The 24,408-nt window shown below is 49.3% G+C and carries 21 protein-coding genes and 4 tRNA genes; 16 read left to right on the top strand and 9 right to left on the bottom strand.

Annotated elements, in window-relative coordinates:
• The first annotated feature begins 31 nt into the window (after nt 1–31).
• Genes FBF37_RS04230 through FBF37_RS02340 form a run of 4 tightly spaced genes read left to right on the top strand, consistent with a single transcriptional unit; the run spans nt 32 to nt 3,563 of the window.
• A complete protein-coding gene (locus FBF37_RS04230) occupies nt 32–301 on the top strand; it encodes a hypothetical protein (RefSeq protein ID WP_420887534.1) in 270 nt (89 codons plus the stop codon).
• The gene (locus FBF37_RS02350) at nt 288–1,265 is read left to right on the top strand and encodes a hypothetical protein (RefSeq protein WP_138079114.1); all 978 of its coding nucleotides are present in this window, start codon (nt 288–290) and stop codon (nt 1,263–1,265) included. Before FBF37_RS04230 ends, FBF37_RS02350 begins: the two co-directional genes overlap by 14 nt.
• A complete protein-coding gene (radA, locus tag FBF37_RS02345) occupies nt 1,265–2,614 on the top strand; it encodes a DNA repair protein RadA (RefSeq protein ID WP_138079112.1) in 1,350 nt (449 codons plus the stop codon). Before FBF37_RS02350 ends, radA begins: the two co-directional genes overlap by 1 nt.
• 25 nt (nt 2,615–2,639) lie before the next feature.
• Entirely contained in the window at nt 2,640–3,563 is a 924-nt protein-coding gene (locus tag FBF37_RS02340) for a PIN/TRAM domain-containing protein (protein WP_138079110.1), read from the top strand.
• On the opposite strand, the gene FBF37_RS02335 is transcribed toward FBF37_RS02340, so the two are convergent.
• A complete protein-coding gene (locus tag FBF37_RS02335) occupies nt 3,560–6,214 on the bottom strand; it encodes a transglycosylase domain-containing protein (RefSeq protein ID WP_174843586.1) in 2,655 nt (884 codons plus the stop codon). The two genes, FBF37_RS02340 and FBF37_RS02335, sit on opposite strands and share 4 nt — an antisense overlap.
• Before the next feature lie 86 nt (nt 6,215–6,300).
• Between FBF37_RS02335 and tyrS the strand changes: the two genes are divergently transcribed.
• The 6 genes from tyrS (at nt 6,301) to FBF37_RS02305 (ending at nt 12,028) form a co-directional block, all read left to right on the top strand.
• Nucleotides 6,301–7,521 (top strand): tyrosine--tRNA ligase, encoded by a 1,221-nt coding sequence (gene tyrS, locus FBF37_RS02330; RefSeq protein ID WP_138079106.1) that lies wholly within the window; start codon nt 6,301–6,303, stop codon nt 7,519–7,521.
• Nucleotides 7,521–8,276 carry an HAD-IIB family hydrolase gene (locus tag FBF37_RS02325; RefSeq protein ID WP_138079104.1) on the top strand — a complete coding sequence of 252 codons (756 nt, stop codon included), beginning with the start codon at nt 7,521–7,523 and terminating at the stop codon, nt 8,274–8,276. Before tyrS ends, FBF37_RS02325 begins: the two co-directional genes overlap by 1 nt.
• Nucleotides 8,277–10,319, top strand: coding sequence for an ATP-dependent DNA helicase RecG (gene recG, locus FBF37_RS02320; protein WP_138079102.1), 2,043 nt, complete (start codon nt 8,277–8,279; stop codon nt 10,317–10,319).
• Between the two features lies 1 nt (nt 10,320).
• Nucleotides 10,321–11,136: a phospholipase C/P1 nuclease family protein gene (locus FBF37_RS02315; protein ID WP_138079100.1), complete on the top strand. Its 816-nt coding sequence runs from the start codon at nt 10,321–10,323 to the stop codon at nt 11,134–11,136.
• Complete coding sequence (gene rsmD / locus FBF37_RS02310; protein WP_138079098.1) at nt 11,133–11,681, top strand: 16S rRNA (guanine(966)-N(2))-methyltransferase RsmD; 549 nt, start codon at nt 11,133–11,135, stop codon at nt 11,679–11,681. The genes FBF37_RS02315 and rsmD overlap by 4 nt, the downstream gene beginning before the upstream one ends.
• Before the next feature lie 134 nt (nt 11,682–11,815).
• Nucleotides 11,816–12,028, top strand: coding sequence for a hypothetical protein (locus FBF37_RS02305; protein WP_138079096.1), 213 nt, complete (start codon nt 11,816–11,818; stop codon nt 12,026–12,028).
• Nucleotides 12,029–12,089: 61 nt separating this feature from the next.
• Here the strand turns inward: FBF37_RS02305 and FBF37_RS02300 are convergent.
• Nucleotides 12,090–12,164 (bottom strand) — tRNA-Gly (locus FBF37_RS02300).
• A gap of 66 nt (nt 12,165–12,230) precedes the next feature.
• Here FBF37_RS02300 and FBF37_RS02295 point away from each other — a divergent pair.
• From FBF37_RS02295 to FBF37_RS02280, 4 genes are all read left to right on the top strand, one after another.
• Nucleotides 12,231–12,306: transfer RNA gene (locus FBF37_RS02295), tRNA-Phe, on the top strand.
• Between the two features lie 49 nt (nt 12,307–12,355).
• Nucleotides 12,356–12,431: transfer RNA gene (locus FBF37_RS02290), tRNA-Gly, on the top strand.
• 107 nt (nt 12,432–12,538) lie between these two features.
• Nucleotides 12,539–13,993, top strand: coding sequence for a hypothetical protein (locus FBF37_RS02285; protein ID WP_138079094.1), 1,455 nt, complete (start codon nt 12,539–12,541; stop codon nt 13,991–13,993).
• Between the two features lie 55 nt (nt 13,994–14,048).
• Nucleotides 14,049–15,623, top strand: coding sequence for an alpha-amylase family glycosyl hydrolase (locus tag FBF37_RS02280; RefSeq protein ID WP_138079092.1), 1,575 nt, complete (start codon nt 14,049–14,051; stop codon nt 15,621–15,623).
• 42 nt (nt 15,624–15,665) lie between these two features.
• Here the strand turns inward: FBF37_RS02280 and FBF37_RS02275 are convergent, their stop codons facing one another.
• Nucleotides 15,666–17,210 (bottom strand): metallophosphoesterase, encoded by a 1,545-nt coding sequence (locus FBF37_RS02275; RefSeq protein ID WP_138079090.1) that lies wholly within the window; start codon nt 17,208–17,210, stop codon nt 15,666–15,668.
• A gap of 79 nt (nt 17,211–17,289) precedes the next feature.
• Between FBF37_RS02275 and FBF37_RS02270 the strand changes: the two genes are divergently transcribed.
• Nucleotides 17,290–18,462 carry a replication-associated recombination protein A gene (locus tag FBF37_RS02270; RefSeq protein ID WP_138079088.1) on the top strand — a complete coding sequence of 391 codons (1,173 nt, stop codon included), beginning with the start codon at nt 17,290–17,292 and terminating at the stop codon, nt 18,460–18,462.
• A 1-nt stretch (nt 18,463) separates the two neighbouring features.
• Here FBF37_RS02270 and treF read toward each other — a convergent pair whose 3' ends face one another.
• A complete protein-coding gene (gene treF / locus FBF37_RS02265; RefSeq protein ID WP_138079086.1) occupies nt 18,464–20,062 on the bottom strand; it encodes an alpha,alpha-trehalase TreF in 1,599 nt (532 codons plus the stop codon).
• A gap of 70 nt (nt 20,063–20,132) precedes the next feature.
• On the opposite strand from treF, the gene FBF37_RS02260 reads away from it, so the two are divergent.
• Nucleotides 20,133–20,684 carry a hypothetical protein gene (locus tag FBF37_RS02260; protein ID WP_138079084.1) on the top strand — a complete coding sequence of 184 codons (552 nt, stop codon included), beginning with the start codon at nt 20,133–20,135 and terminating at the stop codon, nt 20,682–20,684.
• Nucleotides 20,685–20,764: 80 nt separating this feature from the next.
• On the opposite strand, the gene typA is transcribed toward FBF37_RS02260, so the two are convergent.
• From typA to FBF37_RS02235, 5 genes are all read right to left on the bottom strand, one after another.
• A complete protein-coding gene (gene typA, locus FBF37_RS02255) occupies nt 20,765–22,588 on the bottom strand; it encodes a translational GTPase TypA (RefSeq protein WP_138079082.1) in 1,824 nt (607 codons plus the stop codon).
• Nucleotides 22,589–22,632: 44 nt separating this feature from the next.
• Nucleotides 22,633–23,160 (bottom strand): hypothetical protein, encoded by a 528-nt coding sequence (locus tag FBF37_RS02250; RefSeq protein WP_138079080.1) that lies wholly within the window; start codon nt 23,158–23,160, stop codon nt 22,633–22,635.
• Nucleotides 23,161–23,180: 20 nt separating this feature from the next.
• Nucleotides 23,181–23,642, bottom strand: coding sequence for a hypothetical protein (locus FBF37_RS02245; protein ID WP_138079078.1), 462 nt, complete (start codon nt 23,640–23,642; stop codon nt 23,181–23,183).
• Between the two features lie 61 nt (nt 23,643–23,703).
• On the bottom strand, nt 23,704–24,318 hold the full coding sequence (locus FBF37_RS02240) for a hypothetical protein (protein ID WP_138079076.1): 615 nt from the start codon (nt 24,316–24,318) through the stop codon (nt 23,704–23,706).
• A 12-nt stretch (nt 24,319–24,330) separates the two neighbouring features.
• Nucleotides 24,331–24,407: transfer RNA gene (locus tag FBF37_RS02235), tRNA-Val, on the bottom strand.
• Between the last annotated feature and the right edge of the window lies 1 nt (nt 24,408).

Genomic DNA, 24,408 nt, shown 5'->3' with positions numbered 1-24,408 from the left:
TATCATCGTATTCCAAGCGCTGAGCCGGGCAGTGGCTGGTAAAATATTTGATACTATTGCGAGCGAACTTGGCGCGGCAATTGAGAGTCACGGCATGAACCTGATGATTAAACCAAGTGTCAAGCGTCACATCATTGACCATGGCTTTGACACTGAACGCGGAGCAAGGCGCCTCCGACGCACTGTGCAGACATTGTTGGGAGATCCATTAAGTGAAGCAGTGCTGTCGAAAGCGCAGGTAGGATCAACATTAGTTGCGTCAATGAAAAAAGGTGAGGTGATAATTGATGTCGAAGATTAGTAAACTAGGTAGCTTTTTACTGTCAGTAGTTATATTGGCTTTTAGTGGTTGGGTGGTGCTCAATCGGCAATTCGTGCTCGATCATGTGCGGGCCTGGCAATTCCAGCCCAGTACTGAGATTGCTCGATTAGCGACAAATGCTGGCATGTCAGAACATGGCAGATTTCAGTTTTACGTGACACAGCCGCGGTTGGAATCGTCCAATGAGTTCAATGCTGAGTGTCGTCGGTCGGAAAAAGCCAGTCCGATTTTGGGTTGTTACAAGCCCGGGGAAGATACCATTCATATCTACAATGTGCCAAATCCTGAGCTTGACGGCATCAAAGAAGTGACGGCTGCGCACGAAATGCTACACGCGGCGTGGTCGCGATTGTCCGATGCGGAAAAGCAGCGACTTGGCCACCTGTTGGAACAGGCGTATTCGAGAGTGAAGGACAGTAAGCTGGAAGAACGCATGGCATATTACGACCGAGCGCAGCCCGGATCTCGGTCCAACGAGCTTCATTCTATTTTGGGTACTGAACATGCTGACTTGGGCTCAGAGTTGGAATCACACTATGCCCGATTTTTCAGTGACCGCTCACAAGTAGTTGCCTTGCACGCAAAATACAATCAGCGATTTGTTGATTTGGAGCGGCAAGTGACTACTTTACAGGCGAAGTTGAAACAGCAACGAGCGGTGATTAAGCAGCGAAAAGAAAGTTACGATACGTCGATGACGGCGCTGAATGAGAAGATTCGTGATTTCAATCAACGAGCTACCAGTGGTGGTTTTGGTTCACAGCAGCAGTTCCAGGCTGAGCGTTCGCAGTTGCAAGCCGAAGGTCAACGTTTGAGTAGTCAAAAGGCTGCGTTACTCCAGCAGATCGATCAGTACAATGCTGACGTTGAAAAATTGAATACGCTAGGTGAGCAAGCTGATCGGCTCAGTCAGAGCCTCGACAGTCAAAGGGCGGTGGAGTGATGGCCCGGGCAAAATCACAATTCATTTGCCAACAGTGTGGCGCTAGCTATCCGAAATGGGTTGGCAAGTGTGAAAATTGTGGTGAGTGGAACTCGCTGGTTGAGCAACTACCAGTCGATACTGGTGCGTCGGCGGTAGCCCGCAGCAGCGGTAAGGGCAAGGCGCTCACCACGCTCAAGCTCAGCGAAACGGCTACTGAAACTAAACAGGCGCGACTGGCAACCGGCATTGCTGACCTTGACGCGGTGCTCGGCGGCGGCTTTTTGCCAGGCGGCGTGGTGCTAGTGGCGGGGCAGCCGGGAATTGGCAAAAGTACCCTGCTGGCACAAGTCGCGGCGTTTGTTGCTCGGCAGCAACCGGTGCTCTATGTCAGTGGCGAAGAGTCGGTGTCGCAGGTCAAATTGCGGGCTGAGCGGCTGGGTGCGGTCGACTCGGAGAACTTACAATTGGCGTCCAGTAATAGCGCCGAAGACATCGCGGCGTCCATCCAGACTGGCCAGTATGATCTGGTGATCGTCGATTCCATCCAGACATTGTCACTGGCAGAAATTGCTTCAGCGCCAGGCTCAGTCAGTCAAATCACCAATTCATCCAACGTCATCATTCGCGCCGCCAAAGCCTCGAATACCGCAGTGATTTTGGTTGGCCACGTCACCAAAGAAGGCTCAATTGCCGGGCCGAAAGTTCTGGAGCATTTGGTTGACGTGGTGCTGAATTTTGAGGGTGATCGCTACGGTGGTTTTCGCGTAGTGCGGGCGCAGAAAAATCGCTATGGTTCGACCAATGAGGCGGCAATTTTTGAGATGCATGAGGACGGTCTACAGATTGTGGCTAATCCATCGGCTAGTTTGCTAGCGGAGCGGCAAAATCTCGACGGCTCCATCGTCCTCGCGACCATGGAGGGGGCGCGGCCGCTATTGGTGGAGATTCAGGCGCTGGTCAATCCGACGAATTTTGGCTATCCCAAGCGGGCGGCTAGTGGCTTTGATCTCAACCGCTTGAATTTGTTAGTGGCGGTGCTGGAAAAGCGCACCAAGCTTAATCTCTCCGACAAAGATATTTACATCAACGTGGTTGGCGGCCTGAAACTCAGCGATCCAGCGGCGGACTTGGCGGTCGCCATGGCCATTGCCTCAGCCTCGGCTGGCCGCAAACTGAGCGACGAAGCGGTGGTGTTTGGTGAAGTCGGTTTGGGCGGTGAAGTCCGCTCAGCTCAAGGCTGGCACGCCCGCGTCAAAGAGGCGAAGAAGCTCGGTTTTATCTACGCCATTGCGCCCAAAACTCACAAGGACGCATTCGTGCGCGGCGTCGGCGATCTCAGACAAGCGCTAATTGATTATTTACAATAACATTATTATATAAAAGGAAATTATTATGGAAAAAACAATCGAACTTCTTATCATTATCATGCTGCTGGCTATCATGGCGGAGATATATTTGCTGGTCAAGCCGCGGCGGCACGCAGGCAGCAGCACGCAAATGCCGATTCTGGTTGATACCTCGGTGTTAATGGATGGCCGAGTGGTTGATTTGGCAAAGACTGGGTTCCTATTGGGGCAGATTATCGTGCCGCGCAGTGTGCTGATCGAACTACAGCTATTGGCTGACGGTGCTGATCATGCCAAGCGCGAACGCGCCCGCTTTGGTATGGACGCCATGAAAGAACTCAAAGATGTATTGGGCGGCTCGTTCACGTTGCTTGACGATGCGACGCGCATTCCTGAGGGTGTTGATAACCGCCTGTTGCAGCTCGCTAAGGAAATGAACGCTGCTATTTTGACACTGGACTACAACCTGAACAAGGTGGCGCAAGTCGAAGGCATTCAGATTCTCAATATCAATGAGCTAGCCAAGAGTTTACGCATGAGTTACTTACCCGGCGATGAGCTGGTGCTTGAATTAACGCAAAAAGGCCAGGATTCTCATCAGGCGGTTGGCTACTTGCATGACGGTACCATGGTGGTGGTTGAGCAAGCCAAAAAGTTCCTGGGCCAGAAAAAGCGCATTGAAATCATTCGTAGCTTGCAGACTGACGCTGGTAAAATGATGTTTGCGAAGGTTGTTGAACAAACGACTCCGCCAGAGCCAACGCGACAAACAGCTGTAGTGACAAAACGTCGTTCTGCTGGTCGGAAAGTGCAGACTGGTCCAGAAGCGCCAGCCAAGAAGACTGCTAAAAAGCCAGCGGTAAAAGCTCAGAAGCCATCGCAGCAAACTCGTCGTCGCTCTACAGCTACAAAAACATCAGCCCAGCGCGAGGCTGAGCTGATTAGGTTGGCGAATAGCCAAGACGATTAATCGTCGCTGACAGTTTTTGAGCTACTTGCGGTGTAATATCCTTCGTCGCGGACATTCACGGTGATGGTGTGTGATCCTGATGACACATTGACTGAGACGCGGTCTGAGGCGCTGTTGCCGCTGATGTTGCTTGATTTGACTGAACGTCCATCAACCAAGATATCAAGCGTAGCTAGACCAAATTTTCCTCCATCAACACTGACATCAATGGTGTATTTATTACTCGAGCCAGACGCGGTGATGCTGGCGACACGAGGCTTGGCATCGCTACAGTTGTGCACATCGTCGTCAGCGGTAGCGTTGTAGCCTGCTGGCGCACTGAAAGACTCTTTTTTGGTGATTGGATCAACTGCCTTGATCACGTCAACTTCTTCTCGTGCACCCTCTGGAGTACAGGAAGTGGCCTTCTTTTTAGAGATGCGGTCAAATGTCATCTTGGACGAACTTTGTCCTTGGTTTTGGTTCCACCATGATGGGTACAATTCTTTGCCGTTCTGTTTGATGCCAGATGGGCGGGTGTACCACATGCTTGATTTCCACTTGCCAGCTGGCTGATAGACCTGGGTGTGTGCAAAGCTCATGACTTTCTGGATCACTGGTAAACCAGTTGACGAGTTTATGGAAGTCAGGGTGCGGCTGTCAGAGTTACCAAGCCAGAGCGTCATGGCGAGAGCTGGTGTGTAGCTCGCTAGCCAGATGTCTTTTGGTTGATTGCCTTTGTCGGATGTTCCGGTCTTGTAGCTAGCGCGCACGCCTGGGATGCTTCCTGTCACCAATGTACTCGATCGGTCAGATAGGATGTCGTTGGTGATGTAAGCGGCTTGCGGATCGACGGCTTGCTTTGATTCATCTTTCCATTTCAGGAGGGTTTCGTTCTGAGAGTTGATCACTTCCGATACTGAGGTGGACTTTTTCCTGACACCCAGGCGAGCCAAGGTACCATAGGCATTGACGAGTTCAGTTTGTTTAGCACCACATCCACCGATGGCGGCAGATAGGCCGTAACCACCAGAGTCTTCCTCTTGTTTACAATACTCTGAGTTACCAAGGCCTCGGATGAACTCCACAGTTGGCTTTGGACTACCGTTACCAGCAATGTACATTGCTTTCACTGCTGGGGTATTACGAGACAGACCAAGTCCTCGGCGAATGGTAATGTCACCCATGAACTTGTTGTCCCAGTTGTTAAGCTTGGCGCCGTAAATTGAGTCGATATTCTCGTCTTTCAGTATGGTGCCGCTTCCGTAAGCTTGGCTACCGCGCTTACTGAACAGGTGAGTAAACACAAATGGTTTGATGGATGAACCTGGCTGGACAAAGGCTGTGGCAGCATTGTCCTGGCCAAAGCCTGGATAGTTAAAGTCACGGCTACCCATCAGGGCAACGATTTGACCAGTCTGCACATCTTCCACGACTGACGCACCGTTGTGAGCGTTAATGGCAGCTGGGCGGCCGGTCGCAAAGAAGGCTTTCATCTCATTTTCCAGTTTTTCTTGAATGCGCCAGTCTAGTGTTGTTTTGACGGTCAGCCCGCCTCGTCCAACGACTGCTTGGCCAAGTTCTTTTTCAAGCTGTGATCGGACCATCATCACAAAGTGTGGTGCCTTCATACCTTCAGTTTGTTCAACTTGTGGATAGAGATTGTCAAGAATTGGGTATTTTTTGGCTTCATCTGCTTCTTTTTGAGTGATGTACCCTTGTTCTGTCATGTAGTCTAAGATTGTGTGTTGACGCTCAATCAAGGCTTTATTACCAGCAGTGTTGTATGGGTTAAAGTAGGATGGATTTTGCGGAATTCCTGCCAGCAGGGCTGCTTCGGCTATAGTTAGGTCTTTCGCGCTTTTGTGGAAGTATGTTTGTGCAGCTGATTCAGCGCCATTACGACGACCTCCATACGGTGATTCGTTGAGGTACAGTGACAAGATTTGGTCTTTGTTGTACATGCGCTCAACCTCAATGGCCAAAATCATCTCTTTGATCTTACGTGGGATACCTTTGAGACCACGCTCGCCAGCTTCATCAGCAAAGAATACCTGCTTGACCAACTGTTGAGTCAATGTTGATCCTCCCTGAACCTGCCCTCCAGATGCCGTTGAGAATACAGCACGTGTCAAACCACTGACACTGACTCCATGGTGCTTGTAGAAATCTTTGTCCTCAATGGCGACGGTAGCATGTTTCAGGTGTTTACTGATTTGGTCACCTTCAACCACCAGTTTGTAGTTACCGGTTCCTTTATCTTCCCAGAGTAGCACGCCGTTACGGTCATAATATTTGGTAACGGTTGTTTGGACGCGTTTGGCAATTTCACCTGGTCGAATCTTGTCCAAGTCTTTGCGGAAATATGCGAATAGCCCACCGATAAACAAGATCATCAACAGCAGAGTAACACCAGCAATTTTCAGCGCCATCTTTGCGCCACGCTTTGAAAACCAATAGTTGGCTAAACGCTTTGGATGTAAGCGATAGAAAAATCGCTTCACTGGATGCTTCGGCAAGCTTGCCAAATATTCAGCCCGCTCACGCGAATCTTTATCTTTTTTAACTTTACGCTTATGTGCCAGATTGGCATACAAGCTTAATCGCTTTGTCGCAGATTTCCTGGAACTAGAAGGCGATTTATTGCTGCTGTTCGTACTACTCTTATTCACGTAATCTATTATATCACGCACATGGTTCGCATCAACTGCCAAAAATTGGTATACTGATACTAAGATTAGCTGACCAAGGAGAAAATATGCAGTTATCAGAGGAATTACAGTGGCGCGGGTTTTGGAACCAGACCACATTCACCAATGACAAGCTTATCGATTCGGAGAATTTCACGCTCTATTTGGGGACAGATCCGTCGGCTGACAGTTTGCATGTCGGGCACTTGGCGGTTTACATGATGGTGCGGCATTTTTTGGAGCGCGGTCACAAGGTGTTTCTGTTGGTTGGTGGCGGCACGGGTATGATTGGCGATATGCGCGACACCGAGGAGCGGAGCCTGCTTTCTTATGCAGAAATTGAGCATAATAAACGAGCCTTAAAAGCCCAGGTGTCGCAAATTTTTGCGGGACGCGATTTTACCTTGGTGGACAATGCGGATTGGCTGGGCAATTTGGAATTGTTGCCGTTCCTTCGCGACATTGGCAAGAATTTCAACATGGCAGATTTGATTGGTCGTGAATTTTTCAAGGCACGCATCGACAACGGCAAGGGGTTGAGCTTTGCGGAATTTACCTACACCTTGCTGCAGGGCTATGATTTCTGGCACTTATTCAAACATCACGGTGTCAATTTGCAAATCGGCGGTTCCGACCAGTGGGGTAATTTGGTTTCAGGCGTGGAGTTGATCCGCAAAAAAGAAAATGCTGAAGTTTACGCCATGACCGCACCACTGCTCATCAACAAGTCAACTGGGCGCAAATTTGGCAAATCCGAAGGCGGCGCCGTGTGGCTGGATGAAAATAAAACCAGCGTGTACAAGTTCTATCAATTCTGGCTGAACGTTGACGACGAAAGCGCCATTGAATACATGAAGATTTTCACCATGCTTGATCGCGACACCATTGAGGCTATCGCTGAAAACCACGCGGTCAATCCAGGTGCGCGCTCGGCGCAAAAAGTCTTGGCACGCGAAGTCACCGACATCGTTCACGGTGTTAATCGGCGCGAATCAGTGGAGCGGGTGACGGAAGTATTGTTTGGTGGCGGTGATTTCCGGCAATTGTCGGATGATGATTTGGACGCTTTGGCTCAGGAAATTCCGCGCGTTGATGTCGGCGTCGGCGTGATTGAAGCATTGGTGGTGTCTGGTGCGGTCAGTTCCAATGGTCAAGCAAAACGCCTGCTAAAATCTGGCGCCATTAGCCTCAACGGCGAAAAAATAGCCGAAGACCAAGCCATTAACACCACATCACTGCTCAAAAAGGGTAAAAATACATTTGTGCTAATCATGGAGGGAGAAGAATAATGAAGAAAATTATTGCGTTTGATTCAGACGACACCATTGTCCTGTCAAAAATGCCAGCGACACCACGCATGGCTGGTTTATTGGCAGAATTATTGAAACATTACGACGTGTGTATCATTTCTGGTACTGATTTTGAAGGGGTGATCTATCCAAACACTGTTAGACAAATCGAACAAGTTCCGGGCGTTGACCTCAGTCGACTGCACATCATGCCGACCTGTGGTACTCGGTACTATCGTTTCCAAGACGGTGAGTGGCGATTACAATATCAGGAGGATTTGACCGAAGAACAAAAAGCTCGGATTTTTGAGGCAATTGAAACCTCAGCTAAAGAGCTTGATATGTGGGTGGACAATCCAGCTGGTGAGATCATTGAAGACCGTCTCAGTCAGGTAACGTATTCTGCACTAGGCCAAAAAGCCACACCTGAGGATAAATATGCGTGGGCTGAAGCCAACAAGGAAAAACGAAAATTACTCAACGATGCCGTCAAAGCACGTATTCCAGAATTTGAAATTCGGACGGCAGGCACCACCAGCTTGGATGTTACCAAGCCTGGCATTGACAAGGCGTACGGCATGAAGAAACTAATGGAAGCGACAGGTGTAACCAAAGAGGAGATCCTATTCTTCGGCGATAAACTGGAAGAAGGTGGTAATGATTTTCCGGTCAAAAACATGGGCATTGACTGCATTGCTGTGGAGCGTTGGGAAGACACCGCCTACGCGCTGGAAGGCATCAACGCTGTTTCGTAGATGAAGCTAACAACCCCACTGGAACACATCAAAGGCGTCGGCCCCAAAACCGCCCAAGCGCTGTCGGCGGCGGGTCTGGAGACGGTGGCGGACGCCTTGGATTTTTTGCCGCGGGCGTATGATGATTATTCGGCGGCGGTCAATATCGCTGATCTTCAGCCGGGTAAAGTGACGGTGCGGGCGCGCTGCGAGTCGATTTCCACGCGCATTGTTCGCCGAGGCTTGAGGATTACTACGGCGGTACTGGTGGATGATTCTGGCAAGGTTAAGGCCGTTTGGTTCAATCAGCCGTACCGTGAGTCGCAGCTGAGATCCGACGCCGAGTTCATGTTCTCCGGCCAATTTGGCATGCAATATAATAGCTATCAGATTAGCAATCCATCCGTCGAACTCGCCAAACAAACAAATTCGTCCGACGCCCAGCCTACGTCGGGCATCCATCCCGTCTACAAATCCATCAAAAACCTCCGCCCCAAAACCGTGCAGGATTTGCTGAAGAATTTGCGCCCCATTATGGAATTTTTGCCCGAAACGCTGCCAGAACACATTGTCCAGCGACAAAAGTTAGTCAGCCGCGCCGAAGCTGTGAAGTTCCTCCACGCGCCAAATAGTCACGAGGAAATTGCCCGCGGCCGGGAGCGCTTGGCGTTTGAAGAGTTGTTTGAAATGATCTTGGCAGCGCAGCTCAACAAGCAAGAGCAGACCAAGCTAACCGGCTGGCGTATCCCGTTCAATCAGCCGGTCGTTAAGCGATTTGTTGAGCAACTGCCATTTCCCTTGACCAACGCGCAGCGCCGTGCCGCGTGGCAGATTTTGCAAGATTTGGAGTCGGAGCATCCGATGAATCGTCTGTTGCAAGGCGATGTCGGCTCGGGCAAAACGGTGGTCGCTGGGTTGGTAGCGGCGGAGGTGGCACAGGCTGGTTTCCAGACAGCCATCATGGCGCCGACGGAGATTTTGGCGGCTCAGCATGCCAAAACGCTGGATGAGCTGTTATTGCCGTTTGGTGTGTCGGTGGCCCTACTGACAGGGCACGTTAAGGGCGCTCAGCGGAGGCAGCTGCTGGATAATTTAGCAAATGGCAACATCAATGTGGTGGTTGGTACGCACGCGCTGATTCAGGAAAAAGCGGTGTATCACAAGCTGGGGTTTGTGGTGATTGACGAGCAGCATCGATTTGGCGTCAAGCAGCGGCAGGCGTTGCTACAAAAGGCAGATTACATGCCGCATCTGCTCAGCATGACTGCTACGCCGATTCCACGCAGTTTGGCGTTGACCTTGTATGGTGAGCTAGATATCTCGATTTTGGATGAACTGCCAGCTGGTCGTCAGTCGATTCAAACGAAAATTTGGTCGCCAGCCTCAGCGCCAAAACTCTACGAAACTATTGATGCAGAAATTGCCAAAGGTCGCCAAGCCTATGTCATCTGCCCGTTGATCGACGATAATCCCGACAATGACAAAAAGTCGGTCGAGGCGGAATATCACAAATTGGCAAAAACGATGTTTCGTCATCGCCGCGTCGGATTGTTACACGGTAAACTGCCGCCTGAGGAAAAAGCCGCGGTTATGCAGCAATTCGCGGACGGCGACATTGATATGCTAGTGAGTACCACGGTGGTGGAAGTTGGCGTTAACGTGCCAAACGCCACGGTCATGCTCATCGAAAATGCCGATCACTTTGGGCTCAGTCAGCTCCACCAGCTACGCGGGCGGGTTGGGCGCGGCCAGTACCAGAGCTTTTGCCATTTGATGTTGTCGGGTCACGATAAACCATCCCAACGCCTCAGGGAAATTGAGAAGTCTCAAGACGGCTTCTACTTGGCGGAAGTTGATTTGAAACTGCGCGGTCCTGGCGAGATTTACGGCCGAGCGCAACATGGTGCGCTCAACCTAAAAATTGCCTCGCTGAGCGACACGCCGCTGATTGCCCGTGCGCAAACGGAGGCCGAGCGCTTTGTCAAAGAGGGGCAGGATTTGCTACAATATAACCATCTGGCGCGTGCCGTCAGTCGCTATCAGCGATTAACCGTTTTGAATTAATATGTATGCAGGAACAACAATTAGAGATGGCTCTGGTCGATTTATCGGTGTTCATCAAAAGATAGATCGAGTGGCCAGGCGACACCTGACGCCAATGCTGCCTGATTGGTGTGAGTTTCCTGATGTCAAAAATATCTTGCATTTTGAGGGCAAAAACGGTCCTGACGGCGTCAAGCGCAAAAGTCCAGCCGTTGACGAACCGTGGCATTTCATCAATCCAGACGATCCGAACGATACGGCGCTTCTGGAAATGATCGACCAGCATATTGATAATCTAGCAAAGGCGCTGCAAAACCATAATTCTGAGCGAGCCGCCTTTGAAGCGGCATGGATGGCGCATGCTATCACCGATGGTTTGACGCCAGCGCATCATTTCCCGCTGGAACATGCCATGCAGGAGCTGCGCGGCGGCGAAGGTTTGGAGACGCGAACCTCCATCCTCAAGAAAAATGTCATGAAGGGCGATACAGGGATTGAGCTCATCAAAAATAATTGGAAATTCTGGGGCGCTAAAGGCATGATGACCATGCATGTGGCGTTTGAAGCGGGCGTGGCGAGCGTGGTGGCCTATCCGCGCTTTAAGGACGCCGTGCCAAGCGAGGCCGAGATTTTGCAGGTCAAGCAGCAAGGCTACCGAGAATATTACCTAGAGCAAGTTCACGCTGTGGCTGACCTAAAGATGTATGACAATTTTGGTAAAAACGGCTGGACAACGGATCTGGCGCGGCAAACTAACCATGAATTGATGCCAATCATCATCAAAGCCGTCATGCTGGGCTGGCTGGCGTCGGTTTGGAAGTTTGAGGCCAGACGGTGAGGGTACGTATCATCGCTGGCGAATTTGGCGGACGATTCATCCAGACGCCACCAGGATCGACGACGCATCCCATGGGTGAGCGAGTGCGTTCGGCGATGTTCAATTCACTGGGCGAAACAGTCCGCGGTGCGCGGGTTTTGGACGCCTTTGCTGGCTCTGGCGCCATTGGACTGGAGGCGCTCAGCCGCGGTGCCACGTCAGTGGTTTTCGTGGAGCGAAACCGGGTCGCGCAGCGTGTTATTGCCGAAAACATAGGCAGTTTGGGTGTCGACGAAAAATCTATTGTAATAAAAACAACGATATCAAATTGGCTGAAAAGCATGAGCGTAACAGAGAAGTTTGATATCATTTTTGCTGATCCGCCATATCATAATCCTCAGTTTTCCACAGTTTCACGACTAATGGGGCTTCTCAAACCGGGCGGATGTATGATATTATCACACCCAGGAATAGGTGAGGTGCCAATTCAAAACGGAATTGTTGTGGTGGACAATCGTAGTTATGGGGAGGCGCACCTCACCAAGTTCCTGCGAGAACCATCTTAGTTTGATCATTAGTCCCGATGTACGTCGAGGGCTTTTTTGTTATATTGGCGCGGAATACAGTATTGCAAAAATAAACTCTATATGGTATAGATAGTGCTAGACATATTTGGAACCAAAAGAGGAGGAATGGAAATATGCCACGTGCTAATCATGACCTAATGGAGCAAGGACTTATAGGAGCAGTTGCCAGTAGCCCCGAAGATGATGATATGGGGGCAGTGTATGACGCCATTCGTACGCGGGAAAATTTTGACAAAGAACAGGAAAGAATTAACAATCTTAGGAAATTTGGCCAGAAAGTCTTGGATGAGTGTGGTTACGCGGAATATAGCGAAATAACCGTTTAGTCTTTGCTAATTTGCGGAGCAAATAAAAAGAGCCTCGCTGGAAGCTCGTGATGGTGAATTGTGGTGCGGATGGGGAGAGTCGAACTCCCGTCTCAACCTTGGGAAGGTCACATAATAGCCGTTATACGACACCCGCGTTCTTAAAAGTATATCACCCTTGCCAGATGGCGACAACTTTAGTACAATGAAATAGCAAGTTTGTGGCTCTTTAGCTCAGTTGGTAGAGCAGAGGCCTGAAGAGCCTTGTGTCCCCAGTTCAAGTCTGGGAGGAGCCACCAAATATTGCATTTTGTTCACGGCTTTGTTACAATAAATCGTGAACCACATGCGGGTATAGCTCAGTTGTTAGAGCGCTTCCTTGCCATGGAAGAGGCCAGGAGTTAGAGTCTCCTTACCCGCACCACAAACGAATAAGGACGCTATCGGTGCGTCTTTTTGTTTTATGAATGCACTAACTTTGTATCCCCGTGTTTAAACCTAAAATGTAATATACTAAACTAGAGGAATATTATGAAGAGAAAAATATTTTATTCATGGCAATCTAACCATTCGAAAACACGACGCCATATCGAAAAAGTCCTGCTAGATGTTATTAAAGAAATCTCTGACACTCCTGAATTAGAGAAGTCACCAAGAGTGGAATTAGATAAGGATACGAAAGGTACAGTAGGAGCCGTTAACATAGGAGCCACCATCAAGGAAAAGATTAATAATTGCGGCATTTTTCTTGCAGACGTATCCCTTATTGACAGAGGCAAGTCTGGAAAAGGTATCGTTAATCAAAACGTGATGTTTGAACTTGGATATGCAATTGGTAAGCATACAGAGGAGAAAGTGATCCAGGTTGCAAATACTGATCTGGGTAGAATAGAAGAATTGCCATTTGATATTGCCCATCAAAGAACAATAGGGTTTTCTATAAAAAAAGATAATAAAGCCATATTACTAAAGAGAAGTCTAAAGGAGGCTATCGTAGCACACCTGGATTCGTTGGCAAACAAAGAAAAAATTAACAAAACTCAATCCTATAAAGATAATCTTACTAGCGCAATTGAAAACGGAAAACCAGCAAAGAAAACTATAAGAGATTATTTTGAAAACACCTATAAGCGATACTTGGACTTATCGCCTGGTGCATTTAAAGAAGGTATAACAGAGGAGGGATACGCAGCAAATGTATATAATGCGTATTGTGCTACTAAAGACATAACTATTGAGCTATATGAAATTCTTGAAAAGGCCGCTGAATACGAAAGAACGGACGTACTAGAACAGGCATACAAATCAATTCAAATTATTCTAGATCACTATGCTGAAATTTCTAAAAATACCAGTATGCTTTATGAAATTTCAATCGAGTACTATTCTTTAATTATCAACGAAATAATATCCTTAATCGTTGGCTCTATTGTAGATAGTAAATCGTGGAATGTATTTCAGAAAATAGCAGAGAAAGAGCTAATTAAGCCGGATATATTTCCGATTAGTAAATTGACTCTAGAGAATATAAGCCCGCTAATGTACCCGCAAAACACACTCGATTATTATAGAAAATTAAAAGATGCGAACCCTATACTCCCGACAACCCAACTCCTACAAGAGCGTTTTGCTGACAATCTAAGCCTCCTGCAGACATACCTTGATGGCAATATCATACAGTATCTAATATTTGGAAAGTTCCCATGGTTATTAGGAGTTCTAATAGGTCCTTCATGGGAACGATATATACCAGAGTTTATAGAAAAGCTTAAGGATAATGATTTTATGTGTATGATATGCGGAATTATCAATTCTAACTCTCTAGAAGAAGCTCAAGATAAGTTATGGTCTATGATCTGTTGTAATCACGATAGATTGTTTTACTATACTCATCAAAACTTACTGCACGTATTTTCTCACGCTGGAATTAACACCAAAGAAGATTTAGGTAGAGAGGGCAGGATTGAGTGGGGCGGTGTACGATAAGGTATTAGCTTTACTTCGATTTGCCCAAATTGTTCATCTCGCTTATACTTAAAACATGACTAAAGCGTGGCGTGATGTTGGATCGTTGTATCAGATTTATCCGCGAAGTTTTCGAGACTTGAACGGTGATGGGGTCGGAGACTTGAACGGCATTACGCTCAAGATGGACTATCTTAGTGATCTCGGCGTTGACGCCATTTGGATTTCGCCGTTTTTCACGTCGCCCATGACTGATTTTGGCTATGACGTGGCGGATTATCAAAATGTCGATCCGGTGTTTGGTGGTCTGGATGATTTTCGTATGTTGTTGGACGAGGCTCACGCGCGCGACATCAAGGTGATGATTGATCTGGTGCCGTGTCATACATCTGACCAGCATCCGTGGTTTGTTGAGTCACGGTCTGGACGGGGCAATCCTAAGCGAGATTGGTATGTATGGCGAGACGGCAACGACGGGCATGAACCGAACAATTGGATTAGTTTGGCGGGCGGCAAATCGTGGACGTTTGATGCTGACTCTGGCCAGTACTATTTGCACTCATTTTTACCAACCCAGCCAGATCTCAACTGGGACAATCCTGAAGTGTGCTTGGCCATCAAAGATGTGGTGCGATTTTGGTTTGATATGGGCGTGGACGGCATGCGCGTGGACGCCATTTGGGGGATTTCCAAAGACCCAGAACTGCGTGATGATACCGTGAATTATGATTTTCATGGCGATTCTAACAGCTACGGTGCCTACATTCACGATCACTGCAAACACGGGCCGCATTTTCAAGAATATCTGCATGAGCTAGCAAGCGTTTGCGATGAATATGACGATAAGCAAATGGTGTTTGAGTTCTATCCAGATGAGCGCCTTGGTGACATCTGGCAGCAATATCACGATGTCATCCATGTTCATCCGAAAGCTACGGCCTTTTTCATGGAACATCGGCAAAATGATTGGCATGGTGAACATACCGGCTGGAATATCATGAACTATGTGAAAGCGGCAGGGGAAAATATACCATTCTTTTGTCTTGGCAATCACGACCAACCACGTGTGACGTCTCGCTTAGGACTGCCGCGATCCCGTGCGCTGCAGTTTCTCAATCTATTGTGCCCAGGTGTTAGCGTGATGTACTATGGCGATGAGATTGGCATGGAGGATGTTGATTTGACGCAACATGATGCGCAAGATGGCTTTCACCATTCGCTGCAGGACGACCGCAATCGCGCCCGTACTCCCATGCAGTGGAACAGCTCGCGCTATGCTGGGTTCGCCAATGTGCTGCCGTGGTTGCCGGTGCATTCTAACCGCAAGCAAGTCAATGTCGCTAAAGAGACCAAAGACCCAAGCTCGCTGTTGTGGCTATGTCGAAAATTATTGGAGCTGCGACATGAACTGCCAATTTTACGCTACGGCAGCATGGAAAAGCTGGACACCGGTAATGGCTTTGTCTTAGGATTCCGTCGCCAGCTTGATGGTCGGCAGCTGCAGATATATATCAACTTTGCGGACTCAGTACAAACGGTGTGGTTACCAAACTCTGGTCGTGTCATCATTGGTACAAATCCAGATATCCGTGTGGATGGCGATGTGTTACAGCTGCCTGGCTATGGCGGTGTACTGATTGATATAACATAGCCCCGTCTGATGACGGGGCTCATAATTTGTTTGCCGTGTTTGTTATGGATTAACAAAGTTCATGCCTGAGTACGATACGTCGTATTGGTCGTAGTTTGGCAATGTTGCATTTGGATATTTTGCTTTGTAGGCATCGCGAATTGAAGCGGCCTGAATGTCGGATGTCACCGTGTTGTTGATGGTGTCGACTGTCAAAATCCTGGTTGGGTTGTAGTCATTTGAGTGGAATGCACCCAAGAATGAGGCGACCTTGTTACCGTGCTTGCCTGTGTCAACGCGACTGGCTGCCTGTCCGACATGTCCTGAGAAGGTCATGCGGATGTTTGGATATGCCAAGATCAAATTGTCGTAGACATAGCGTGGGGTTTGTTTGCCAGTGCCGTATCCAGCGCCGGTACCGATTGAACCATCAGCGTTCAACAGCGAGTGGCTCAGGACGATGACGTTGTGTTTTGGATGTGATGCCACAACGTTCTTAGCCCAATTGACAGCCTCAGCGCGCGGCCAGAGCTCAAGTGTCAGGACAAGCCACTGCTTACCTTCAGCAGTGAAAGTTTTGTAAGCGTTGTCAACTTTGCCATTTTCGAACATTTGGTTGGCTGACAGCTTTTGGCGAGCAGCAGAGAAGTATCGGTTGAATACCGTAGTGTCTCGTGCCCACTCGTTGGTGTGTCGCCAGTCGCAAGCGCCACCGCCACCACAAACAGCCTTTGTGTCGTGATTACCGATGGTGGTCAAGTAAGGAATGTTTGCTTGGTCAATAGTCTTGAATGCGTTGGACGCGACGATGTATTGATCTGGTTTATCAATGCCTTCATGTCCACCAGAAGTGACCATGTCACCAGTGTGAGCCAAGAAGCGGATGTCGTATTTTTCTTTATTTTTCACAGTCCAGTTGGTTCGGGCGGCGAATTGATTGCCTGACCATTGGAAAACTTCCTGCTGCGTGTCAGGGTAGACCGCGATGGAGAATTTACCATCTTTGACTGGGTCGACGTTACCGTTACCATCACCGTTGTTGTTCTGTACTGGCTTGACGTAGAACCACTCTCGGCTCTCCTGGATATAGCCAGCTTTCTGAAGCTCTTGTCGATCTTTGGCAGTGACTTGGCGGAAATTAAAATGCTTGTACCGCATGCGGTAAACCATCTCTGCGCCATCTTTCAGCTCAGCTTGAGCGTAAAAGGCGATTCCTTTGCAGGTGAATCCGTACTTTTTACAAGCATTGTCAGCCTCATTTTTATTGACCGTCAAAAGACTTGTGTAGTTTCCGTCTTTCAACGTTGCGTCAGCGCGGTACACTGGCGTCAAACCGCTACCTGCAGTTGTTGACACCATAAAAATAGGACGCACTGTCGTGAAGCCATTTTTGGCTGCTTGTTGAATTTCTGTTTGAGACGTTGTGACAAAGCTGTGTGGTTTGCCAGGCCTGGACACTTCATACGCAGTTGCGTTGAGCGCTGGGCTGGCGGCTTTGGCGTTTGATGACGTTGCAATTGGCCACGCGATTGCTGCGACCGCAACGAGTGCAAATACTAAACTTGCTGTAAAAGCACTCAGACGATGTTTGATCGTGATATGTTTCACTTACCCTCCTCGTTTAACTGATACCATTAACTATTTTACTATATAGGGCGGGAGGATGCGAATGCGGTATAATAAATATATGAATCGACGACCCCTGGCCGAACAGATGCGGCCGCAGAAATTGGATGAGGTGATCGGACAAAGCCATTTGCTGGGCGAGGGTGAGCTGCTCCGCCAAATCGTGAGGCGTGCTGAGCCGGTCAGTTTGATTTTGTGGGGGCCGCCGGGGACGGGCAAAACGACGTTAGCGCGGATTATTGCCCGCGAAGTCAATGCCGAATTTATTGAGCTGTCAGCGGTGACTAGTGGCAAGAAAGATGTTGAGCGGGTGATTGAACATGCTCGGCAGAACTGGAACTTGGGACTGAGGACAATTTTATTTGTTGATGAAATCCACCGCTTCAACAAGGCGCAACAGGACGCGTTTTTGCCGCATGTCGAGAGCGGGCTGATCACCTTGATTGGTGCGACCACTGAGAACCCGAGCTTCGAGGTGATCACGCCGCTGCTCAGCCGGACGCGGGTGTTGGTGCTCCGTCAACTGACCAAAGATGAAATTATATTGGTGCTGAAGCGAGCGCTGAAGACTTTGAAACAAACCAAGCGGGTGTTGCCCAAAGCTTTGGATTATCTGGCAGAATTAGCGGACGGTGACGCGCGGGTGGCGCTCGGCAATTTGGAATTGGCGCTGAGCTTTGGTGAAAAAGTCACGCCAGAGGTCGTCAAGGCAGCGGCTCAGCGGCGTTTGCCTGGCTATGATAAAAAAGGCGATGCGCATTATGACGTCATCTCAGCGTTTATCAAGTCGCTGCGTGGTAGCGATGCGGTGGCTGCGGCGTATTATTTGGCGCGCATGATTGAGGCTGGTGAAGACCCGAAATTCATCGCGCGGCGGATGGTGGTTTTTGCGTCGGAAGACATTGGGTTGGCAGGCAACGGTGCGCTGAGTTTGGCGGTCGCTACCTTTGAGGCAGTCGAGCGCGTTGGCCTGCCTGAAGCCAAATACAATCTATTTCACTGCGCCATCGCTCTGGCGCGCAGTCAAAAGTCGCGTGAGACCACTGATGCGATGAACGATGCCTTCGCTTTGGCGCGTCAATATCCGAACTCTTCCGTGCCACTGCATCTTCGTAATGCCTCAACCAAGCTGATGAAAGATCTAGGCTACAATAAAGATTACAAATGGCAAGCTGGTTTCCAGCATAAAAAGGGATTTCTCCCAGAAGATATTCCGCGTCCGCCCAAGAGTTAGCCTACTTTGGGCAGCGCTCATCAAACCGATCATACAGCGCCGCGTACACGCCATTAGTCCAGCCAAAGCCGTCTTGCAACGGATATTCACCGCCACCGCCGATGCGTGACTCGCTATCAACGTCATATTTCTCGATCATCTTGCCTTTGTCGGCAAACACGCGCTCGGTCGAAGCCAGCCAGCGTGTCCTGATTTCCTCCGCCAGCTCATCCAGCCCGTATCGCTTCAAGCCACAAACCGCCACCCATTGCAGTGGTGCCCAGCCGTTTGGCGCGTCCCATTGCTGACCATTGTCAACCAGCGTCATCCGAAGCCCGCCATCGCGCAAAAACTCGCGTTGTAACATTTCAGCCACGTGCTCGGCTTGTTTCTTGGTGGCGACGCCATTGTAAAGTGGGAAGACGCCAGCCAGCGTCGCGTGTGGCATCTGTCGACCAGTGCGGAAATTATAATCATAGAAAAATCCAGTCGCTTCATTCCAGCAGTATGTTCTGATGGCTTCCGCGCGCTTTTCGGCAGCCTGAATGAACTTTTTGCGGAGAGCTTTTTGCTTCAAGATGCCGTAACATTGAGCGATGGTCATTTCCAGATCATACAGCAAACAGTTGAGGTCTACTGGCACAATGTCGGTCGTCTGAATGGTTTCAATACAGCACGCCTCACCGAACCAGCGCGAACTGAAATCCCAGCCGCTTTCTGCGCCAGCCCGCAAGTCCAGGTAAATCTTTGCTTTGTTGGCATTTGGACTTTTCTGAGCCGTCTCGATGTCTTCGCGGCGACTTTCCGGACGGGGAGTATTCTTATTGTCAAAGTAGCGGTTCAAAACGGTGCCATTTGGCATTTTCACCACTCGTCCGGTAGCTATCTGGTCAGCGCTGTCAAGTTGTTTGTGCCCTTTCATCCAGAATTTGTATTCTGTCAACAGCAGCGGGAAATATTCCAATAGTACCAAGCTTGAGCCACCAACTTTTCGCGGACGCGTCGCCAACAGCTTAACCATGGCAGAGAAAAACGGCGGCTGGCTGCGGCTCAGGAAATATGTTCGATTGGCGGTCGGGATATAGCCAAACCGTTGGATCATGTAGGAATAATTTTTCATCATGCCGTTGATCAATCCCCATTGGTTATCAACTGCCAAGCCCAGCATGATGAAGTACGTGTCCCAATAGAACTGCTCTGAAAAACGTCCGCCGGGCACAATGTAGTCGTACGGCAGGGGAATAAGCGAGCCTGAAGCTTTGTGGGCCTGACGCCTTAGCTGTGGCCACAGCTGCGTGACATGTTGGCGCGCTGATTCGGCTGGCTGAGGTACGTGGCCCGCGTGCGACGGATTAAAATCATGAAAATGTTGATTAACGAACTCTTGCAGATTGAAGTCTGGTTTTTTGGACGCTTCCAAATATTCTCGTTGAATTCTTCGCCAACGCTTTTTTGGCACAACATCCACGAATGTTTTGCCGTCTTGGTAAATTTGCTGTGCTTGGACTTCGTGAAATAGATGCCCAAATAATTCATCAGGATCTTTACGATTGATGGGTGTGATGCGCTGGCTGGTGCGCACCAAAGAGCGTTTAAATTGGTCAACATTTTTCTTTATCATACTTTTACTATAACTGGTTGCGATGGTATAATCTAGAGTAGATATTTTCATAAGGAGAATGTAAATCATTATGGCAACAACATCGCAGGAAAAAACAACAGAAACTCCCAAAGTTACAGAAGCTCATGTTTCTGAGCAAACCACGCAAGAAAACACCAATCAACAATATTTTGCACAGCCGTCAGCTGGTCCCGTGCAGTATGTTGTGATGGCAAACTCCCTGAAGGGTGTCAAAGGTTGGTTGGCATTTTTGACAGTGCTAATGGGCTTTGGTGGTATCATCTATACACTGATGTTCTTCGGTGCCGTGCTAAGATTGAGCAGTCCTGAAGGCGCTGTGTCGATCATCTTTGCGCCAATCATTGCTATTCTATCCTTTACCACTGTCGTGTTGATTAGCCTACAGAAAAAAGTTGGCCGCTATCTGGCCATTGCCGCATACATGACGTCTGCGACGTATTTTACCTTGCTTCAGATTGTCATTGCCTCAATGCGCAAAGATTCTGATGCAGAACGAATTGTTGGCATCATCGGTGGAATATTTATCTATTTCATCGTTGCTGGACTACTGTCACTATACTTTGTGGTTTCAAAGCGCGTCAAAGAAACGTTGGTGGACTAACCTCGGTTCACTCCATTCATGAAAAATCGCCCTCAGCTCGGGGCGATTTTCATATGTGCTATGTCGTCAAGAGCAGGAGACTACTTCTTGGCCGCACGCTTTCGCTCATTGGCATCAAGGTAGCGTTTGCGTAGGCGCAAGGACTTTGGCGTCACCTCCAGCAGCTCGTCGTCCTCGATAAAGTCGATGCATTGCTCCAGGCTAAACTGCGTAAATGGCGTCAGCTGCACTGTACCGTCGGACGATTTGGAGCGCATGTTGGTCAGGTGCTTAGCCTTACAGACGTTAATTTCAATGTCTTCTTGGCGGTTATAAATACCGACAATCATCCCGGCGTACACTTCCGTGCCCGGCCCGACCAAGAGTTCGCCGCGTGCCTCAGCCGCCTGCAGCGCATACGGCGTTGTCGTGCCAGCTTCAAAGGCGATGAGTACGCCGCCGCGGGTCTTTGGCAATTTGCCGCCCAGCGGTTGATAGCCATGTGGCAGGGAATTCATGATCACCGTACCTTTGGTGGCGGTTAAGAGTACGTTGCGTAGACCAATGAGGGCTCGCGTTGGCAGCACATAAGTGATGCGGGTAGCGCCGCTGGCGGTGGTCTCTTGCGATTTCATTTCAGCATGGCGCGCACCGAGCTCCTGACTGATCGCGCCGATGAATTCGCTGCTAATCTCGATTTGCAGTTCTTCAATTGGCTCTTTTTCGACGCCGTCATCGGTGATGGTCACCACTTGCGGGCGGCCGACTTCGAACTCAAAGCCTTCGCGCCGCATGGTCTCGATCAGAACGCTCAGGTGCAGCTCGCCGCGGCCAGACACCGTAAAGCCGATACCGTTTTCTTCAACGCGCAGCGCCACGTTGGTTTCCAATTCTCGTCGCAACCGGTCGCCAATTTGCCGCGAGGTGGTAAACTCGCCCTCGCGTCCTTTCATCGGGCTGGTGTTTGGGCCGAGATACATGCTCAACGTCGGCGCTTCGATAGCAATTGCTGGCAGGGCTTCAGGCTGTTCTTTATCAGCAATCGTATCGCCAATGTGCGCTTCACTCACGCCAACCAGCGCCACAATGTCGCCAGCAAACGCCTCGTCAAGCTCTTCGCGGTTCAGCCCGCGGTAACCAAAAACTTTCTCGATTCGCGCTGAGCCTGACACCTCGCCGTGCTTCAGCAAGCTAACCGCCAGGCCGCGCTTGACCGACCCGCGAGCGATCCGCCCGATGGCGTATTTGCCCTGGAAGGTATCGTACTGCAGGCTGGTCACCAGCATCTGAAATCCGCCGTCAGCCGTGACGCTCGGCGCTGGGATATCGTTGATAATTGCTTCAAAAATTGGTGTGAGATCGGCGTCTTCACTCGGGTCAGCAGGGATCTCCCGCCACGCCTTGCCATCGCGCCCAACGGCGTAATAAATCGGATAATGCAGCTGACTATCATCGGTCGCTAGCTCCAAAAATAGATCGCTCAGCTCGTCTTCAACCTCGGCAATTCGCCGCGCCGGTTTATCAATTTTATTAATCACCACCACTGGCTTCAAGCCCAGTTCTAGTGCCTTGCTCAATACAAACTTCGTCTGCGGCATCGGCCCTTCCTGGGCATCGACGATCAGCAGCACACCATCCGCCATCTGCAGCGTCCGCTCGACCTCGCCCGAGAAATCGGCGTGCCCCGGCGTGTCGATGATGTTGATTTTATAATCACCGTAAAAAATTGAAGTCTGTTTGGCGGTGATGGTGATACCGCGTTCGTGCTCCTGATCACCCGAATCCATGATCAGTTCTTGGCTCATCTCGGCCTGGTTGTCACGAAATGTGCGCGACTGTTTGAGTAGCCCATCAACCATGGTCGTCTTGCCGTGATCGACGTGGGCAATAATGGCAATATTTCGAATCTTGCTAGCGTCCTTCATAAAAATATGGTCTGATGTTAGTAGCAGACCTTCCTTTAGGGTTATTATAACACGTATGTCTGTGCTTCGTCCAATTGTTCAGGAGTAAATGTAACGGTACGCGTGATGCCATCTGGTCTTTCTTGCAGTTTAATTTCTGGCAGCTCCGGTCCGTTCATTTCCTCTGTTATACCATTCATCACCACAAAGAGACCACAAGCAGCCAAGTCTAGTTGTGTCTTGCTCACGCGCAGTCCACGCGGTAGCCTACCAAATTCTGTGAGGTCTGCTCCATAAACAGCGGGGATAGGGTGAAGCGGTGGATAGGCAAGGCCTACAGCAAGAAACGGTTCATCTGGTAAGAACGGTGTTTTGTCAGGATTCCATGACTTCCGCTCTGTCTTTAAAGGTGGATGTAATGATAAGAATTTTTCATAGCTTGACTGATGATTGCCGCTTGGAGTAACTACCAAGTGAGCTGTTGTTTTCTCTAATGTTTGAGAAAATATCGCAAACCCAGCAGGGCGAGGATTTTCGCGCTTAACTTTGTCTGGCTCTAAGATGGTTGAAGTGAATGATAATGTTTCTTGCATGTATTCCTTGAATGGTTAAATTATAGTGCTATTTCTTTGGCCGCTCGGGCAATGGCGCGCCTGGATAGCTGCACGGTGCCCATGGTGTTTCTAAATGGGCCGAGATCATATCGCTCATACAAGACGACATGCAAGGCGCACAGCGCCAATCGTCGTGCTGGTTCAGCAACTGCCATGGTTTTTTCAGTGGTTTGCTTGAAAGGAATAATGCTCGGTAGCCTGTCAATATTCTCATCAAACACACCAAGTCCCAGCTCGGCGCTGTGATGCTGCTTTTCGTCGGGCATCGCTAATCGCTGTTTTGGTGTCAGATGGCGTAAATATGCAGCGTACAAATCTTCGTGCATTCCATCCGAACTGAGAACTAAATCTATGCCGTCTGGTTCACGAGCACCAGGGATCGCCAAGCCAATGGGTACTGTAGATGACTCGTGAAGAGGCACGTCAAATACGCCCACATTTACCGTAACTTTTCTAAACACTCAAAATATAATACTACAATGATTAGAAAAAGTCAATACTCATGCATGGTATATAGTTAGTCTAGAGGTAGGCCCGTTCAACGATCTTATTGAAGCTGTAAGCAGGTGCCCCCTCCACGTAGATAGCAGGGCGTTTTGCTGCTTCTAACGAAAGAATATCGTCATTAGTGAGCGGCACTTCATTTGGTAATTGTCCAGTTATTCGTACCGTACGCATAACATCCCGCAGTGCATAGCAGCCGATAGCTAAGACTTCTGGGACAATTTGCGCTTCTACACTGCGTGTATTAAGATGATCTTTGTCGTACCATGCACGAACAACCGAGTCAATCGACTGGGCGCTCACTCCTCTGGTTATGATGTCAACAATTGTCTTCTCTTTGCTTCCAGTGACGGATTTTTTGCTCCCGACGATTCGCTCAACGCTGTTTTGTGCCAAACGTAGATCTTTATGAACCCCTTCTTTTCGTACGTCCATGGTATAGCGCACGGAGTCAGGACTAATAGCTACTTGTCCGATGATGCCAAGGATTACGGGAGATTGCTCAGGAAGCGTGGGCTTGGCAGCCTCTCTGTGGCGCACCTCAAACTCCACTGGAACAGGTCTCTTACGGAACCCACCTCTTTCGACTGTCAGGGAAGAGGGTATAATCTTTTCGTCAATTACTTCAGGCATAATAGGTAACAATGGTGGGAAATACAGGGCTCGAACCTGTGACCTCACGAATGTGAATCGTGCGCTCTAGCCAACTGAGCTAATTTCCCA

Source organism: Candidatus Nanosynbacter featherlites (genome assembly GCF_005697565.1).
Classification (GTDB): Bacteria; Patescibacteriota; Saccharimonadia; order Saccharimonadales; family Saccharimonadaceae; genus Nanosynbacter; species Nanosynbacter featherlites.
Note: the sequence above shows the minus strand (reverse complement) of the source record. Positions and strands in the feature narration are given on the sequence as shown.

Bases quoted from the DNA above. Each gene is read 5' to 3' on its own strand.
- FBF37_RS02350 (WP_138079114.1), top strand. From the start codon at position 288: ATGTCGAAGATTAGTAAACTAGGTAGCTTTTTACTGTCAGTAGTTATA.
- typA (WP_138079082.1), bottom strand. From the start codon at position 22,588: ATGAAGGACGCTAGCAAGATTCGAAATATTGCCATTATTGCCCACGTC.
- treF (WP_138079086.1), bottom strand. From the start codon at position 20,062: ATGATAAAGAAAAATGTTGACCAATTTAAACGCTCTTTGGTGCGCACC.
- FBF37_RS02285 (WP_138079094.1), top strand. From the start codon at position 12,539: ATGAAGAGAAAAATATTTTATTCATGGCAATCTAACCATTCGAAAACA.
- FBF37_RS02280 (WP_138079092.1), top strand. From the start codon at position 14,049: ATGACTAAAGCGTGGCGTGATGTTGGATCGTTGTATCAGATTTATCCG.
- FBF37_RS02260 (WP_138079084.1), top strand. From the start codon at position 20,133: ATGGCAACAACATCGCAGGAAAAAACAACAGAAACTCCCAAAGTTACA.
- tyrS (WP_138079106.1), top strand. From the start codon at position 6,301: ATGCAGTTATCAGAGGAATTACAGTGGCGCGGGTTTTGGAACCAGACC.
- FBF37_RS02270 (WP_138079088.1), top strand. From the start codon at position 17,290: ATGAATCGACGACCCCTGGCCGAACAGATGCGGCCGCAGAAATTGGAT.
- FBF37_RS02240 (WP_138079076.1), bottom strand. From the start codon at position 24,318: ATGCCTGAAGTAATTGACGAAAAGATTATACCCTCTTCCCTGACAGTC.
- recG (WP_138079102.1), top strand. From the start codon at position 8,277: ATGAAGCTAACAACCCCACTGGAACACATCAAAGGCGTCGGCCCCAAA.
- FBF37_RS02250 (WP_138079080.1), bottom strand. From the start codon at position 23,160: ATGCAAGAAACATTATCATTCACTTCAACCATCTTAGAGCCAGACAAA.
- radA (WP_138079112.1), top strand. From the start codon at position 1,265: ATGGCCCGGGCAAAATCACAATTCATTTGCCAACAGTGTGGCGCTAGC.
- FBF37_RS02305 (WP_138079096.1), top strand. From the start codon at position 11,816: ATGCCACGTGCTAATCATGACCTAATGGAGCAAGGACTTATAGGAGCA.
- FBF37_RS02315 (WP_138079100.1), top strand. From the start codon at position 10,321: ATGTATGCAGGAACAACAATTAGAGATGGCTCTGGTCGATTTATCGGT.
- FBF37_RS02340 (WP_138079110.1), top strand. From the start codon at position 2,640: ATGGAAAAAACAATCGAACTTCTTATCATTATCATGCTGCTGGCTATC.
- FBF37_RS02325 (WP_138079104.1), top strand. From the start codon at position 7,521: ATGAAGAAAATTATTGCGTTTGATTCAGACGACACCATTGTCCTGTCA.